We start from the raw sequence: 16,436 nt of genomic DNA, 5'->3' as shown, positions 1-16,436 counted from the left end.
CATGTCACGCCACCATTATCGTTGCGCTAAGGGTATATCGATACTTTCATCCACCAACGAACGCGCAGCAAAAATAAGATTATCCACTTGTTGAGAAATACTGTACCTACTCATATCCTGCCCCGTTAACAAACGACCTAGCTCGGCAAGTTGACGACGTAAATGTTGGTCACTAAGCTCTTTTTCTTTATCATGTAGTGATATTTTCGATGCGACAGCATCTTTTATGCCACGAACCTGAGATTGAAAATCCAATGCAGTTAACTCTTCTGTGCCTAAATAGCTATTTAATGAGTTTAAATGATCGCGGTAATTTATCACTACGCGTTCCGCTGATGTTTCAATTCTTGATTTAACCCAAACAACTTCTTTAGCAATGCTAGCCGCTTGCTTTATCTGACGATAACTCGCATTTAACTGTTGTTGGATCACAGTATTATCACGCGGATCCTTTTCAATTAAACGTTCTAAACTGTATAATCCATTTAATGCTTTGTTATAGCTTTCAGGTACAAGTTCCTGATCGAGTAAATTAAACTCAGACGTAGGTAAACGTAATACTTTACGTTTTATCATATCGACCTCAAGGCTATTATAATCACGCTCTAGTTTGATTTTTTGGTGTTCTAAACCTAACCCAGTACCCCGACTCTCAATTAACCCAGCAAACTGGGTTGTCGAATCACGCAGTTTATCAAAACGTGCTTCAAAACCATCAACATCGATACTTTGAATAAATTCATCATGGTCACGAACGATGGATAATAACGGTTCAGTAATCAGTTTAGCTTGAAAAGCTTTATTCATACGTTGAACAAATAACGCTGATTCAGTTTCAATCTCTTCACTGCCCGAATTCGAAAACCAATTACCGCCATTCGGCGTATAGTCTTCATACATACTCAATAACGCTTCGCGTTTTTTAAGGGCTAGCTCAAAATTATTCGGGGCATAATAAGCAAGGTCCTGTTTATTACCTCGTTGATATAATATCTCTACGGCATTCATTGCAGCATTAACAGCATTCATTTCTTCAGACGCCGCTGCAGACATAGTAAAACTATCTCCACCGTCGGTAAAATCGGCCAACGAGACGCAACCAGAAAATAGACTCGTTACGAGTATAAGACTAGAGAGTTTGATCGATAATTTGACTTGTCGGTGCTTTAGTAATTGTCGTAGACTTGGTAATTGGCGTTTGATTGGTAATGTAGTGAGCATGAACATCATCCTTTTGTTCGAGACAGACTTGAATTAACAAGAACAGCATACGCTGCCAATATCAAAATTTGCGGTCTAACGAGGGATGAATGTGACAAGACGTTGTAAAACAGCACTTAGCTCAATACTAAGCAGGAAAGACGTATGAGCAGCATGTTCTACATATCTAATGCTACTCATACTTAACAATGATTAAACTAACGCATTCAGTAACGCTTTAATAGGATGGTTAAGTCGTATTTTATCGATTCGCTTCACCTGACTACGACAAGAATAACCAGTTGCCAAACAACGCGAAGCATCACGCTGTGATAACGCATGTTTCCAGCTTTGACCATAGATAGATTTTGATGCCGTTACATGCTTAGCATCATGCCCATAACTACCCGCCATACCACAACAACCCGTTGCCACCGTTTCTAACGCTAAGCCGAAGCCGTTAAATACCTGTTGCCACTCTTGTTCTGCCGTTGGCTTATTGGTCTTTTCAGTACAATGGGCGAACAGGTAATAGGATTCTGCTTTAGCATCTTGCCCATTACTCGCTTGACACTTAATCGCCTCACCCAAATGTACTTGCGCACTCTCCGTTAACAACCATTCTTGAATAAGCAGGACGCTAAAATCACCGCGTTTATCCGCTAATATTTGATTATATTCGTCACGATAACAAAGCACCAACGCCGGTTCAATACCCACCATCGGCATACCCAGATCATGCAAGGCATTCAAAAATTCAGCGGCTGTTTCTGCCGTTTTGGCAAACTTAGCTAAAAAGCCTTTTACATGTTGCGGTTTACCATTGGGCTTGAACGGTAAGATCACTGGCTTCAAGCCGAGTTTCTCAACTAAGGTAACGAATGTCTGCACTAATTCAGCTTCATAAAAACTAGTAAATGGGTCCTGAACAATTAAGACGTGTTTCGCTTTATCTTCAACGCTTAAACGCTGTAAAAATGCCAAGTCAAAACTTTGTGCATAATGCCCACGTAACGACTCTGATAAAGTTGGAGTGCTTAATAACGGAATATCTACCATGCCTATCGTATGTTTGGTTGCAGCTTGCAGCCAATTTTGATTTAACCAGAAATTAAAGAACTTCGGCATCGTTGCCATCATCGGCGTATAGCTTTCAGAATAGCCAACCGCAAAATCTTTAATCGGCCGTAAATAACGACTATGGTATTGATCAATAAAGCGCGATCTAAACTCTGGCACATCGACTTTAACCGGACACTGGATCGTACATGCTTTACACGCTAAGCAACCTTGCATCGCATCCATCACTTCATGCGAAAAGTCATAACGGCCGCGCGCTTTATTCCAACTGTTCTTTAAACGGGTGCTAAAAGTAGTTAGCCCCACCTTTTGTATCGTTAATTGTTGACCCAATTCCTGTTCAGTCATCTCATGACAAGACAGTTGACGTAACCATTCTCGCATCAGGGCGGCACGCCCTTTTGGCGAATGACGACGATCCCCGGTATGCTTAAATGACGGGCACATCGGACTTTTGGTATCATAGTTAAAACATAAACCATTACCGTTACAATCTATCGGCTGGGGAAAGTCTTCCCTCACCGAAACCGGAATTTGGCGATCAAATGCCCCGCGCTTTTTCGCATCCACAGACACGAGCTTGGCATCACTGTTAATCGGCGTACAGATCTTGCCTGGATTTAAGCGGTTATCAGGGTCAAAGGCGGCTTTAATTTTACGTAACTCGGTAAATAGCTCATCTCCGAAAAATTCGGGGCCATATTCAGAGCGGAAACCTCTGCCGTGTTCGCCCCACATCAAGCCTTTATATTTAGCTGTTAACGCCACGACTTTATCAGATATTTCACGTAAAATGACCTCTTGCTGAGGGTCGAGCATATCTAACGCAGGACGCACATGTAGCACCCCCGCATCAACGTGACCAAACATACCATAATGTAAGTTATAGCTGTCTAACAAGGCTCTGAATTCAACAATATAATCCGCTAAGTGTTCAGGCGGAACCGCGGTATCTTCAGCGAAGGCTAATGGTTTAGCTTGACCTTTGGTTGCACCTAACAGACCAACGGCTTTCTTACGCATGCCGTATATTTTCAATACGTCACTTAATTGATCACAAATCTGATAACCAATCACCCCTGCTTCACCCGCAGCCATTAGGCGGTCAAGCTCAGCAGTTAAATGTGCAATTTTTTGTTGCTGAATCTCACCATCATCTTCGGCAAATTCAACAAAGTTAATACCTTGCATGTCTTTATTTGGTATATCAGTGATCAGTGACTTTACTGAGTGCCAAACGATGTCTTGCTTGGCTAAATTTAATACCACCGAATCAACGGTTTCGACCGACAGTGCATCAGCTTTAATTAAAAATGGCGCATTACGCAGAGCAGAGTCAAAGCTGTCATATTTGACATTAACCAAACAGCGGTATTTTGGAATAGGGGTTAAATTAAGTTTCGCTTCACTAATAAAGGCCAGTGACCCTTCAGAACCACACAAGATCCGCCCGAGATCAAATTCATCCGTGCTTTTATCATAAAGGTGGACTAAATCATAACCGGTAAGAAAACGGTTTAATGGCGGAAAGGTGTCTGCAATTTTTTGCTGCTTATGCGCGATCGTATCAATAACTTGATGGCAAACCTTACCCAAATAATTGTTACTCTGAGCTTGCGCCTGCACTTGTTCAGCAGACTGGCTTGTTGTCACCAATTCGGTGCCATCCATTAATACTGCCGAAACAGACAGTACATGGTCACTGGTTTTTCCGTATTTTAATGACCCTTGGCCAGAAGCATCCGTGTTAATCATGCCACCAATAGTCGCGCGATTACTGGTCGATAAATCAGGAGAGAAAAAGAAACCATAGGGTTTAAGAAATTCGTTCAGTTGATCTTTAACAACACCCGTTTGAACTTGTACCCAGCCCTCTTCAACATTGATATCAATAATATTATTCATATGTCGAGACATATCAACAATAATACCGTCAGTGAGTGACTGGCCATTTGTACCGGTACCACCACCACGTGGAGAGAAGGTAATCGTTTTAAATTCGACCTGTAATGACAACGTCGTCATGATAACTAAATCTTGATGATTACGAGGTAATATAACGGCTTGTGGTAGTAACTGATAAATACTGTTATCGGTAGCAACCGCTAATCGACTGGCATACGACTTTTCAATATCGCCACTAAATTTACTTTGCGCTAACGCAGCCAAAAAAGCGAGATATTCTGATTTTACTGCATCCTGATAACTTAATTCGGGGATCATCATCCATTCCCTTGTGACAATTTTCAACTAAATACAGTGTAACATGAGTGAATTAATTACTCTCCCATAGATAAAGGCTAAATTCATCTCTCTATATAACGACTCTCCATTAGGCAAGGTATTCACCTAAAATTAACGATTTTAATGCCAACATACGTTTTATATAACATAATAGTAACATCAACTATTGTTTAGCTTGTGGTTTAAACCTTGAAAAATGCCATAAACGACATTTGCTACATAGCTTATACGTTGATCAAATCTGAGCTTAAATGAGGGTTACTTCATTGTCATCTCAGACAAAATCATTAGGAAATATTCAAAATGCGTGTTGCTTTAATAGCCCTTGCAGTGAGTTGTATTCTAATTAGTAGTGCAACCCAAGCCACTGAAACAGAACAGAAAAATAACACAGTCGTTAATCTACAGATAGCTCTTAAAAGTGTGCAATCTGAATATGACGTATTCAACGAATTACTCGCAGTGATAAATGATGATATAGCTATCGAGAAAAGCAAATTAACAAACATAAGAATGCAAAAAAAAATGCTTTCTCGGCAAACAGAAAAAGCCTTGGCCCAAATGAATGCCCAATATCAATTAATGATTGATAACCCAATGCAAGATATCACGACATCACAAAATAACTATCGCGCCGCAATTCAGCAGCAGGAACAAAATAATCTACTCATTAAAGGGGCAGTTACAGCCCTAGCGCAACTCAGCAAACAGCTATCCGAAAAGAATATTGAACGCATTAGACTACTAAATCAACGTGAAACAATCAGTGAAGAGATAAACATTGCACGTATTCATCGTTTGAAAAATGAGATACAAGAAACTCAATCAAAAAACATTAGCCAAAGCGTTAATTGTGATCTACAAGATTCATTCATAAAATGTATTGATCGTAGTAACCTATTGAGTAAGAAAGAGGTTTCGAATACGCATTTAAATACAGTATTTAACTCAGTAACAGAATCTAAGCTAGTCAGTGAATATAAAGCCAACTCCAGCGCGCATGTAAAACTGATAAGCCACAAAATATTAACAGGCGAATTCAGTGGGCAAGGTACTTATAGCTCGACTATACGGGTAACAATGCAAGGAGTATTACCAAAAAATGAAGCGTGTAAGCTATTAAATATTGCAATTCGTTATTGCGCGGCTCAAGCATCACAAATGGTACTACCCGCCATCAAAAAAGATCTAAAAGATAAGAAAGACATGTTATATCAACTCACTATTCGCTCTAACAAATACGATGATGAAGTGTTCATTAATGGCGTTAGGTATGGTTCTACTAAGCTTTCGGTAATGCTGTCGCCAGGTGTCCACCATGTCGTAATCAAAAAATCGAACTACATAGATTTTGAACAAAATGTTGAACTAAAAAACAACATGATGGTAAGAGCTAAGCTGTTAAAAGAAATAGTTTTACTGAAAGATGGTCAAGCAGTACAAGACTTATTAGCTTCTGGTGAACGCGGTCCAGAATTAATTTCGGTACCAGCAGGCCAATTAACAATATCGGTTGATAACACTAATAATCAAACAATCAAGGCCTTCTCTGTCGGTAAAAATCCGATCACTGTCGCTGATTTTAAACGTTTTGTTAACACCAGCAATTATATTACAACCGCAGAATCAGGCAGTGGTTGTGTGGAGTATGTTTACGGCAAAGAAACATATAATGTCAATTTAAACTGGCGTCAACCCGGTTTTGCGCAGACCGACGAGCATCCAGTTGTCTGTATCAGCTCTGCCGATACCAATGCATACTTAGCTTGGTTATCAAAAGCCACAGGTCAAAAATACCGTTTACCGAATAACGGCGAATGGGAATACGTAGCGCGTGCAGGCAGTAACGACAACTACTGGTGGGGTAACGATGCTGGTAACTCAAAAGCTAATTGCGCTTACTGTGGTAGCCAATGGTCGAATAAAAGCACCGCACCAGTACAATCATTTAAAGCCAATAAATTTGGCCTATATGATACCGTCGGGAACGTTTGGGAACTAACGAGTGGAAATGATTTAGTCGCAAGAGGCGGCTCTTGGAACTTCGCCCCAAAATTGTCACAAATTGATGTGCGCTTAGCATTAAAACCCGATTTCCGAGCTAATTACGTTGGCTTTAGAGCGCTACGCGAAAACTAAAATCAACTAAATAACAAACCTTGAAAGATATTGATTCAGATATAACTTAAACGCCCCCGTAGACAAAACCTAAATTAATATCCCTTATAACCACTCCCCATTTTAGGGAATTAAAGTCATACTTTCACAATTTAGGTGCATGATTACCGCTATATAGGCTAATTTGCCTACTTACACGCTGGTACTATACTTGCTTAAGTATATACAACCCTAGATGGATATAAGGTATGCAATATGAACTCACTATCAACCGTCCTACTCACTGGAACACTCATTCTTTGCACCTTGATTGGCTTATGTTTCCTCTTACTGCAAATGCAGCAACAGCAACATAAACGCCAGCAGTTACAACTCGACGGTTTAATTAAGCTCAATATCATACGTAAATTATTAACACGTATGCAGCAACATCGTGGCCTATCGAATGGAATTTTACACGGCGAAGTGGATCTAAAGCCGCGTTTAGGAACGGTAACAGAACAGATAAATCAATTAAATATAGAAATCATCGATATGTATCCTGATTTATTAGAAAATGAACGCTGGCAAGCCATGGCTGACCATTGGCAACGTTTAGCCATCGATTACTTCAACTTAAATACTCGGAATAATCTCGAACAACACAATAAGTTAGTGTTGAATTTACTCTACCTTATCAACGATGTTGCGTTTGATAATCAGCTACATCAACTCAATAATGATAAAAGCGAGTCAATCCAATTCTTATGGCAAGAGTTACTGTTTACCGCAGAAAGCATTGCGCAGATACGTGCGCTAGGCACAGGGATTGCGGCAGCCAAAGTATGTACACGCGCAGAGCGAATTCGACTTAGCTATCTTTGCCAATCGTTAGAACAAAGTATTAATATTCAAAACAATCCAGACTACTTATTAAAAATATCTCATTTGCTCAAAGTGATTAAGAGTGAAATTATGATTAGTCGACCAACAATAAAAGCGGATCGGTTTTTTAATATCGCGACCGAGTCCATCGATATGATTTTAGCCAACTTTGACAATCAACTTAACAATGTCGAATATCAACTGCACACATCGACAAGCATAAATAAGTACGTGGCATAACCAATAAAAAAGCCCCAAACCAGTACTAATGAACACTGATTTTGGGCTTTTCTCTATATCAAACTAAACTGGTTTAGACGCGCTTAATTTATTTAGCGTGTTTATCCGCTAGATATAACCAAGTACTTAATACTGTATCAGGGTTTAACGATACGCTGTCAATTCCTTGTTCAACTAACCAAGCAGCGAAGTCGTCATGATCCGATGGACCTTGACCACAAATACCCACGTATTTACCCGCTTTCTTAGCCGCTTTAATTGCCATTGACAACAATACTTTCACCGCGTCATTACGTTCATCAAACAAATGAGAGATGATACCAGAGTCGCGATCTAGGCCTAATGTTAATTGGGTTAAATCATTTGAACCAATCGAGAAACCATCGAAGTACTGTAGGAACTTATCAGCCAATAATGCATTTGAAGGGAGTTCACACATCATGATAACGCGTAAACCGTTCTCACCACGTTTCAGGTCATGCTCTGCGAGTAAATCAATCACTGATGCCGCTTCGCTTAATGTACGCACGAATGGGATCATGATTTCAACATTGGTTAGATCCATGTCGTTACGCACGCGTTTAATTGCTTCTGTTTCTAGCGCGAAACAATCACGGAAGTCTTCAGAGATATAACGAGATGCGCCACGGAAACCTAACATTGGGTTTTCTTCTTCAGGTTCAAAGAATTCGCCGCCCACTAAGTTAGCGTATTCGTTAGACTTAAAGTCAGACATACGCACAATTACTTTTTTCGGGTAGAACGCTGCAGCTAGCGTTGAAATACCTTCTTGTAACTTAGCAATGTAGAATTCAACCGGTGATGCATAACCTGCAATCATCTCATTGATTTCAGCTTGTAGCGCTGGCGATTGCTTATCAAAGTTAAGCAGTGCTTTCGGGTGAATACCGATCATACGGTTGATGATGAACTCAAGACGCGCTAGACCAACACCTTCGTTTGGTAATGCCGCGAAATCAAATGCACGATCAGGATTACCCACGTTCATCATTACTTTTACCGGAATCTCCGGTAAATTAGCCACTACTGATGAGGTTTCACGGAATGGTAAGATACCTTCGTAGATAAAACCAGTGTCACCTTCAGCACAAGATACTGTTAGCTCTTGACCATTTTTAATCAAGTCTGTCGCGTTACCACAACCAACAACAGCAGGAATACCCATTTCACGTGCAATGATTGCAGCATGACAAGTACGGCCACCACGGTTAGTGACGATTGCAGAAGCACGTTTCATGATAGGTTCCCAATCTGGGTCTGTCATGTCAGTAACTAATACGTCGCCTTCTTTCACTTCATCCATTTGAGAAATTGATGAAATAACTTTAGCAGGTCCAGCACCTATCTTACCGCCAATTGCACGGCCTTCTGTAACCACGGCTGATTTAGCGTCTAAGTGGAAACGCACCATGACTTGCTTATCTTCACGACTACGTACTGTTTCAGGACGTGCTTGAACGATATAAATCTTGCCATCAATTGCATCTTTCGCCCATTCGATATCCATCGCATGGCCGTAATGTTTTTCGATGATCACAGCTTGTTTCGCTAGTTCCATTACTTCTTCGTCAGTAATAGAGAACTGACGTGACTTGCTTGCTTCAACATCAACGATTTGTACTTGTTTGCCATGTCCTTCGTCAGCAGAGTAGATCATTTGGATCAGTTTGCTACCAATATTACGACGTACTACAGCAGGTTTGCCTTTAGCAAGTGTTGGTTTGTGTACATAGAATTCATCAGGGTTAACTGCGCCCTGTACAACCATTTCACCAAGACCGTATGAAGAAGTAATAAATACCACATCTTCAAAGCCAGATTCAGTATCAATAGAGAACATCACACCAGATGATGCTTCATCACTTCGCACCATGCGTTGAATACCCGCAGATAATGCCACGCCACGGTGGTCATAACCAGAATGCACGCGGTAAGAAATAGCACGGTCGTTAAAGAGTGATGCGAATACGTGTTTAATTGCAACAATGATGTTGTCATAACCACGTACGTTTAAGAATGTTTCTTGCTGACCAGCAAATGATGCATCAGGCATATCTTCAGCGGTTGCCGAAGAACGTACTGCAAATGACGCTTGCTCGCCTGCTTCACCAGCTAGTACTTCATAGCTTTGGGCAATAGCGGCTTCTAATTCAGGTTGGAAAGGTGTGTCGATGACCCATTGGCGAATAGTCGCGCCAGCTTTTGTTAACGCAGCGATGTCATCAACATTGAGATCGTCTAGTAATGCATAAATTTTATCGTTTACGCCACTTTGCTCTAAAAACTGATTAAACGCATCAGCGGTAGTCGCGTAACCACCAGGAACTTGCACGCCTGCGCCAGCTAAGTTACTGATCATCTCACCTAGAGATGCATTTTTGCCGCCAACTCGTTCTACGTCGTTCATTCCAAGTTTTTCGTACCCAATTACGTACTCTATCACGGCAGTTCTCCAGATTTAATCTATCTCAAAAATGATTTTAAGTGTGGGCGATATTCGATATTGCTCACATATTGTCAATGCAAAATAATCATCTTGCTTTCCTTAGTGTTTTTAATCATACACAGCTATTAATTTCAATGTAAGATACTTACTTAGAAAATTTCATCTGTTTATGAAAAGGATAGAGTCAATGCAAACTGTTTTTTATGTCTCTGATGGCACTGCGATCACCGCTGAAGTCTTTGGTCACGCGCTTCTAAGCCAATTCCCAATCGAATTTGACCAGCATACTTTCCCCTTTATTGAGACCGAAGAAAAAGCAAAATACGTTACTCAAAAAATCAACGAACACGTAGCGAAAACAGGACAAAAGCCACTCGTGTTTCATTCGATAGTTTCATCTGAAATAAGGACAATAATCGAATCAAATGAAGGCTATTCTCACGATTTTTTGAGTACATTTGTGGCACCGCTTTCTGAGCAATTAAATATCAAAGCAGAGCCGAAATCACACCGTACTCACAGCCTTAAAATTGATACTTATGATGCCCGTATTGAGGCAGTGAATTATGCCCTCGCCAACGATGACGGTATTAGCTGTAAAGATTACGACGATGCTGACTTAATCTTAGTCGGTGTATCACGTAGTGGCAAAACACCAACCAGTTTATACCTCGCATTACAGTTTGGGATCAAGACCGCCAACTACCCGTTTATTGCCGATGACATGGATGAGTTAAAGCTGCCAAAAGAATTAAAACGTAATAAACATAAAATATTTGGTCTCACCATTGATGTGAAACGTCTGCAGGGCATCCGTAGTGAACGCCTTGCTAACAGCACTTATGCGTCATTACGTCAATGTAAGTTAGAGATTGCGGAAGTTGAATACTTATACCGTAGCGAAAAAATCCCTTTCATTAACAGTACGTCATTTTCGGTTGAAGAGATCGCGACTAAGATCTTGGATAAGAAAGGCTTGAAACGTCGTATTTTCTAATTACGACGCCATTTTACTACACGCTTTATCATTTGACTAAGCGTGTAGGACTTGTCGTAACACACATCAATACTCAAATCTGGCTTCATAATACGTTTAACAGGCACCAGTTCCATAACTGAATTAGTAATAAAAACTTCATCTGCAGCAAGCACATCTGCAACAGTGTAATCTCCTGATTCAAGCGTCAATCCCAGACTATGCAACAAGTTTAAAATGTGTATTTTCATCACCCCTTCAACACCACTGCGTTTCGTGCTCGGGGTATAGACTTTACCAGCTGTCACCCAAAATACATTAGCAACAGAGGTTTCGATAACATAACCTTCAGTCGAACACACCAACCCATCTGCCATGTTATGGGCATCAAGTTCTTGCTTGATCATCACCTGATCCAATCGGTTTAAGGTTTTTAATCCCGCCAATGCTGGATTAACCGTTTGCTGGTAGTCACAAAGCATTAATTCAATGCCCGACTTCGCCAATTCACTGTAAGAGGGTGGCATAGGACGATTTTGTATATACCAATTAGCACTTGAGCAGCCCGTAGTACCGTAACCCCGACCGCCCTCGCCTCGAGTGATCGTGACTTTTAACACGCCGTCTTGTAATTCCAATGCTTGCTGAGTGATAGCAGCGACTAATTCATCCCATTGGTCAAACGTTATCGCTAATACCGCACACGCTTGTTGTAAGCGTGCTAGGTGTAAATCCAATAGTAGGGCTTGCCCGGCGGCCATTTTTATCGTGGTAAAGTGCCCATCACCAAAATTAAACCCTCGGTCGGAAATCGCCACATCTTGACTGCGAGAGCCATTAATAATCATGATTTATGCATCCAAGTTACGTTTTCCATTCAAGTTACAGTATGCTATTAAAGTTTAAGCTCTGATTGTATGTTCACTCTGGCTTGGCTGGCAATTAATTTCGATAACAAGGCGGAAATTGCGGTGAAATATCAGAGAAAATACCCGTTACCCCCCAATTATATAATTGGTTAGCGCGTGCCAAACTATTAACTGTCCACACGTTAACGCTATAACCGGCATCGGTCATGGCTTTGACTTGCTGTTCGGTCAAGCCTTTGTCATGAGGGTGAATAAAATCGGCACCGACATATTGCATCGAAGTTAGCCAATCATTAGGCAAGGGGGTTTTAAACAAACACCCTAAGCTTATTTCTGGCGCTCGGCGTTTCACTTCAGCTAATAACAAATGATTACGACTCGAGATCAGCAATTGCTGCCCTCCTTGCCAGTGATGATTAATATCGCGAATAATACCGTCAATGAGTCGATCAGTAACGGCTTTATCATTGCCTGATTTAATTTCTAAATTCAGGTTCATACCCGTCTCATTGGTGAACAATATTAATTCAACCAGCGTCGGAATACGTTCACCAACGAAATCCAGTGAAAACCATGCGCCAGCATCAATATTGTCCAGATCCGTGACTATTTTATCGCGTAATAAGCCATTATGATCACTACAGCGCTCGAGAGTTGCATCGTGACAAATAACCACCGTGCCATCACCTAACATATCCGCATCCGCTTCAATCCACGATACATTGTGGTATTCGGCTAATTGAAATGCCGCTAGGGTATTTTCCGGTGCAATGGATGACGCACCACGATGCCCAATCACCATTTTACCGGCATTTTCACTGGCGGATGGATGGAACTGAAATGTATTCGCTGTTATTTCAGAAATGTTATTTGTCATAAGGAAACCCTATTTAATTTTGACGAGTAATGACACACGTTGCGGTACAGTGGGCATAAAGCTTGCCTTCTGCATCTCGAATATCACCTTCCGAGATAACAACTGTTTTTGATACATTTAATACCTTACCTTTGGCGTGTAATACGGTATTTTTAGGAATAGGACGCACCATTTTCACATTCAAATCGACCGTACCGTAACTCTCACCAGCAACCAGTGTTGTGTGTGTCGCGCAACCCGTAACCGAATCAAGTACCGTGGCCGCAAAACCACCGTGTACTCCACCCATCGGGTTTAAATGACGATCATCAGCCTGCACACTAAAATGAACCTGCCCTTCACTTACATCTACACATTGCATTGGCATCGTGTCGCAAATCGACGGATGAGGGAACACACCTTCTGCCATTGCTTGTAGTATCTCTAATCCACTCATTTTTGCTGGGTTTAATTGCTGACTCATGCTCTTTCCTTCTCTATTTAACTATCGATGAACTATGTATTTAACTGCTGTATTACAACAATAATCTCACAAAACTACCGTAATTTGGTAACCATTACCAATAATGTTACCCCGAAGCTTACAAATCAACAATGACGCAACAATAAATCGACCTGAACGTCAAATATCACTTCCAACAATCCCATATATACGTTACTTTTATGACAGAAAGATAAACAATAAACATATTTACAGCGTTGGAGCCGGGATGTACTCAATAGAAAAATCTCATAAGTTAGATAACGTATGTTATGACATACGTGGACCAGTATTAAAAGAAGCGAATCGCTTAGAAGAAGAAGGTCATCGAGTAATCAAATTAAACATCGGGAATCCCGCCCCATTTGGTTTTGAAGCCCCAGAAGAAATTGTAAAAGACGTTATTCATAATCTGCCATCGAGCCAAGGTTATTGTGACTCAAAAGGACTATATTCTGCACGCAAAGCCGTGATGCAACATTATCAACAGAAAGGTCTATTGGACGTCTCTATTGACAATATTTATCTGGGTAATGGCGTATCAGAATTAATCATGATGTCGATGCAGGCATTACTTAATAATGGTGATGAAGTGTTAGTTCCATCTCCCGATTATCCATTATGGACAGCGGCAATTACCCTTTCGGGTGGTAAAGCAACACACTATATATGTGATGAAGAATCGGATTGGTATCCTGATCTGGATGACATTAAAGCCAAGATCACACCGAATACCAAAGGCATTGTATTAATCAATCCGAACAACCCAACAGGGGCGGTATATAGCAAAGAATTCTTGCTAGACGTAATTGAAGTGGCTCGTCAACACCACCTGATCATTTTTGCAGATGAGATCTATGACAAGATCCTATATGACGGTGTTGAGCATGTGCCTATGTGTATACTGGCGCAAGATATTCTGATTGTGACCTTCAATGGTTTGTCGAAAGCTTATCGTATTGCGGGTTTCCGCTCTGGTTGGTTAGTACTTAGCGGTGCAACCCATCTCGCTAAAGACTATATTGCCGGATTGGACATGCTTGCCTCTATGCGTCTGTGTTCGAATGTACCGATGCAGCATGCGATACAAACGGCACTGGGTGGTTATCAAAGTATTAATGAATTGATTTTACCCGGTGGTCGTTTACTGGAACAACGTGATTTAGCCTGGAAGATGTTAAATGATATTCCGGGTATCACTTGTGTGAAACCAAAAGGTGCACTGTATCTGTTCCCTAAAATTGATATTGAAATGTTCAATATCAAAGACGATCAGAAATTTGCATTAGATCTGTTGCAACAAGAAAAGCTATTAATTGTGCAAGGTACCGGTTTTAACTGGAGCCGCCCTGATCACTTCCGTGTGGTATTCTTACCGCGTGTTGAAGAGCTGACGATTGCGATTAATAAACTAGCGAACTTCTTGAAGACTTACCGTCAGGATTAGTTTGTAAGTAATACCGTTGTAGATTGTAGATATTAGAAAGGCGTCGTAATGACGCCTTTTTTTGTTTTTATTGACGCCTTATTAAGAGGCTAAATATTGTGGACAAAAGTGGAGCAGATCGAATAGTCCACTATATCTAATATTTTGAATGTCCTGTTATTTTTTTAATTTAACCGCAGTGCCAAAAACCATAATTTCAGATGAGCCATCCATAATTGCACTTGTGGTAAAACGGATCCCGACAATAGCATCAGCGCCCTTTTCATTCGCATTTTCAATTAGACGTTTAACCGCTATGTCCCTAGCCTCTGTTAACATTTCTGTATAACCGCGTATTTCACCACCGACAATACTTTTTAAGCTCGCCATAATGTCACGTCCAATATGCTTTGCTTGAACGACGTTACCAGTAACAACACCGACTATCTCTTCGATTTCTTTGCCGGGAATTGATTCTGTAGTTGAATAGATCATAAAGATTTCCTTGAATAAACAGTTTAAGCAATAAATAGTTGAGACAACAATTTCGGCACTAGGTTGCCATCATCCATAAATTTAATACCGACACTGATCTCACCGTTTTCATTTCTACGATTACAAATCTGAGCCATAATTTTTATTTCGCCATCAACAGGATGTTAAGTCACACTGCGAACAGAAGAACTAAAGGCGAAACACTTGTCTTTATCACCTTCCAGTAAATAACGTACAATCACGTCATTACCTTCAATGAGTACATCGTTATACTCTGAATTATTTGCGACTCGGGGATATTTTAATATGATATATCGACCAATATCATAACCAACAAGGGATGATTTTAGGCGTACAGGTAGTGGGTTATTTATTTGCATTAGATCTGTTACAGCAAGAAAAGCTATTGATTGTGCAAGGTACATGGTTTAACTGGAGCCGTCCTGATCACTTCCGCGTGATACTCTACCGCATGTTGAAGAGCTGACTATTGCGATTAATAAACTAGCGAACTTCTTATCAACTTACCGTCAGGATTAGTTTGTAGGTAATACATTGATAGATATTGAAAAGGCGTCGTAATGACGCCTTTTTTAATAAGAAATCTAATCTCGATGCTTTTTATTAGCTATTTTAAACGTGCTTGTTATATCTTTTTTGCAAAATAAGCCATAATTTCAGCTTTGGTCATTTCTTTCGTTTCGTTTGAAAAGCAATAATAGTCAGGTCGCTGATCACTAAAGTATTGCATATCCATTTCTAATCCGTTCAAATCTTTAAATATGCCCACTGGCATATTGTAATCACCACTGTCATTAAATTTAAAAAATAAATGAGTTCCACAATCAGTGCAAAAACCACGAGATGCCCAAGATGATGAATTATACGTCTTCACTTTATCCAAGCCTGTAATGCTTATATTCGTTCCACATTGAACAGCAAAAAATGGAGCGCCACCCCATCCTCTGCATGAGTCACAGTGGCAGACAGTAAATCTAGGATTAATTTCGTTTGCGGTAATTTCAACTGCACCACAAAGGCAGCTTGCTTTTGAATGTAACATTTATATATTCCCCTTAGTTTATAACCATAGATGTGT

General features: G+C 40.5%; 13 protein-coding genes and 1 pseudogene. 5 read left to right on the top strand and 9 right to left on the bottom strand.

Going from position 1 to position 16,436, the window contains the following annotated elements; translation table 11 throughout:
* Window positions 1-15: 15 nt before the first annotated feature.
* Together HRT96_RS02265 and HRT96_RS02260 are read right to left on the bottom strand one after the other, a co-directional pair.
* Complete coding sequence (locus HRT96_RS02265) at window positions 16-1,221, bottom strand: hypothetical protein (protein WP_293151622.1); 1,206 nt, start codon at window positions 1,219-1,221, stop codon at window positions 16-18.
* 192 nt (window positions 1,222-1,413) lie between these two features.
* Window positions 1,414-4,503, bottom strand: a complete 3,090-nt coding sequence (locus HRT96_RS02260) for an FAD-binding and (Fe-S)-binding domain-containing protein (protein WP_293151619.1) — start codon at window positions 4,501-4,503, stop codon at window positions 1,414-1,416.
* Window positions 4,504-4,827: 324 nt separating this feature from the next.
* Between HRT96_RS02260 and HRT96_RS02255 the strand changes: the two genes are divergently transcribed.
* Both HRT96_RS02255 and HRT96_RS02250 read left to right on the top strand, forming a co-directional pair.
* On the top strand, window positions 4,828-6,663 hold the full coding sequence (locus HRT96_RS02255; protein WP_293151616.1) for an SUMF1/EgtB/PvdO family nonheme iron enzyme: 1,836 nt from the start codon (window positions 4,828-4,830) through the stop codon (window positions 6,661-6,663).
* 234 nt (window positions 6,664-6,897) lie between these two features.
* Complete coding sequence (locus HRT96_RS02250) at window positions 6,898-7,746, top strand: hypothetical protein (protein WP_293151613.1); 849 nt, start codon at window positions 6,898-6,900, stop codon at window positions 7,744-7,746.
* Window positions 7,747-7,834: 88 nt separating this feature from the next.
* Here the strand turns inward: HRT96_RS02250 and ppsA are convergent, their stop codons facing one another.
* Entirely contained in the window at window positions 7,835-10,210 is a 2,376-nt protein-coding gene (gene ppsA, locus HRT96_RS02245) for a phosphoenolpyruvate synthase (RefSeq protein WP_293151610.1), read from the bottom strand.
* Between the two features lie 190 nt (window positions 10,211-10,400).
* On the opposite strand from ppsA, the gene HRT96_RS02240 reads away from it, so the two are divergent.
* The gene (locus HRT96_RS02240; RefSeq protein ID WP_293151608.1) at window positions 10,401-11,210 is read left to right on the top strand and encodes a pyruvate, water dikinase regulatory protein; all 810 of its coding nucleotides are present in this window, start codon (window positions 10,401-10,403) and stop codon (window positions 11,208-11,210) included.
* On the opposite strand, the gene pabC is transcribed toward HRT96_RS02240, so the two are convergent.
* From pabC to HRT96_RS02225, 3 genes are all read right to left on the bottom strand, one after another.
* Window positions 11,207-12,037 (bottom strand): aminodeoxychorismate lyase, encoded by an 831-nt coding sequence (gene pabC, locus HRT96_RS02235; RefSeq protein ID WP_293151605.1) that lies wholly within the window; start codon window positions 12,035-12,037, stop codon window positions 11,207-11,209. The two genes, HRT96_RS02240 and pabC, sit on opposite strands and share 4 nt — an antisense overlap.
* 94 nt (window positions 12,038-12,131) lie before the next feature.
* Entirely contained in the window at window positions 12,132-12,935 is an 804-nt protein-coding gene (locus HRT96_RS02230) for a glycerophosphoryl diester phosphodiesterase (RefSeq protein WP_293151602.1), read from the bottom strand.
* A gap of 13 nt (window positions 12,936-12,948) precedes the next feature.
* Complete coding sequence (locus tag HRT96_RS02225; RefSeq protein ID WP_293151599.1) at window positions 12,949-13,398, bottom strand: PaaI family thioesterase; 450 nt, start codon at window positions 13,396-13,398, stop codon at window positions 12,949-12,951.
* A 247-nt stretch (window positions 13,399-13,645) separates the two neighbouring features.
* Between HRT96_RS02225 and HRT96_RS02220 the strand changes: the two genes are divergently transcribed.
* A complete protein-coding gene (locus HRT96_RS02220; RefSeq protein ID WP_293151596.1) occupies window positions 13,646-14,863 on the top strand; it encodes a pyridoxal phosphate-dependent aminotransferase in 1,218 nt (405 codons plus the stop codon).
* Between the two features lie 156 nt (window positions 14,864-15,019).
* Here HRT96_RS02220 and HRT96_RS02215 read toward each other — a convergent pair whose 3' ends face one another.
* Window positions 15,020-15,337, bottom strand: coding sequence for a heavy metal-binding domain-containing protein (locus HRT96_RS02215; protein WP_293151593.1), 318 nt, complete (start codon window positions 15,335-15,337; stop codon window positions 15,020-15,022).
* A 164-nt stretch (window positions 15,338-15,501) separates the two neighbouring features.
* Window positions 15,502-15,711: a flagellar brake domain-containing protein gene (locus HRT96_RS02210; protein WP_293152108.1), complete on the bottom strand. Its 210-nt coding sequence runs from the start codon at window positions 15,709-15,711 to the stop codon at window positions 15,502-15,504.
* Here HRT96_RS02210 and HRT96_RS02205 point away from each other — a divergent pair.
* Window positions 15,711-15,877 (top strand): annotated as a pseudogene (locus HRT96_RS02205) (aminotransferase); the annotation flags it as partial. The gene HRT96_RS02210 and the pseudogene HRT96_RS02205 overlap by 1 nt on opposite strands.
* Before the next feature lie 106 nt (window positions 15,878-15,983).
* Here the strand turns inward: HRT96_RS02205 and HRT96_RS02200 are convergent.
* Window positions 15,984-16,400 (bottom strand): GFA family protein, encoded by a 417-nt coding sequence (locus HRT96_RS02200; RefSeq protein ID WP_293151590.1) that lies wholly within the window; start codon window positions 16,398-16,400, stop codon window positions 15,984-15,986.
* Window positions 16,401-16,436 lie beyond the last annotated feature (36 nt).

Origin of the sequence: Moritella sp. (assembly GCF_013215705.1) — a bacterium.
Classification (GTDB): domain Bacteria; phylum Pseudomonadota; class Gammaproteobacteria; order Enterobacterales; family Moritellaceae; genus Moritella.
The sequence above is the reverse complement of the archived record's forward strand: the minus strand, read 5'-3'. Positions and strand labels throughout refer to the sequence as shown.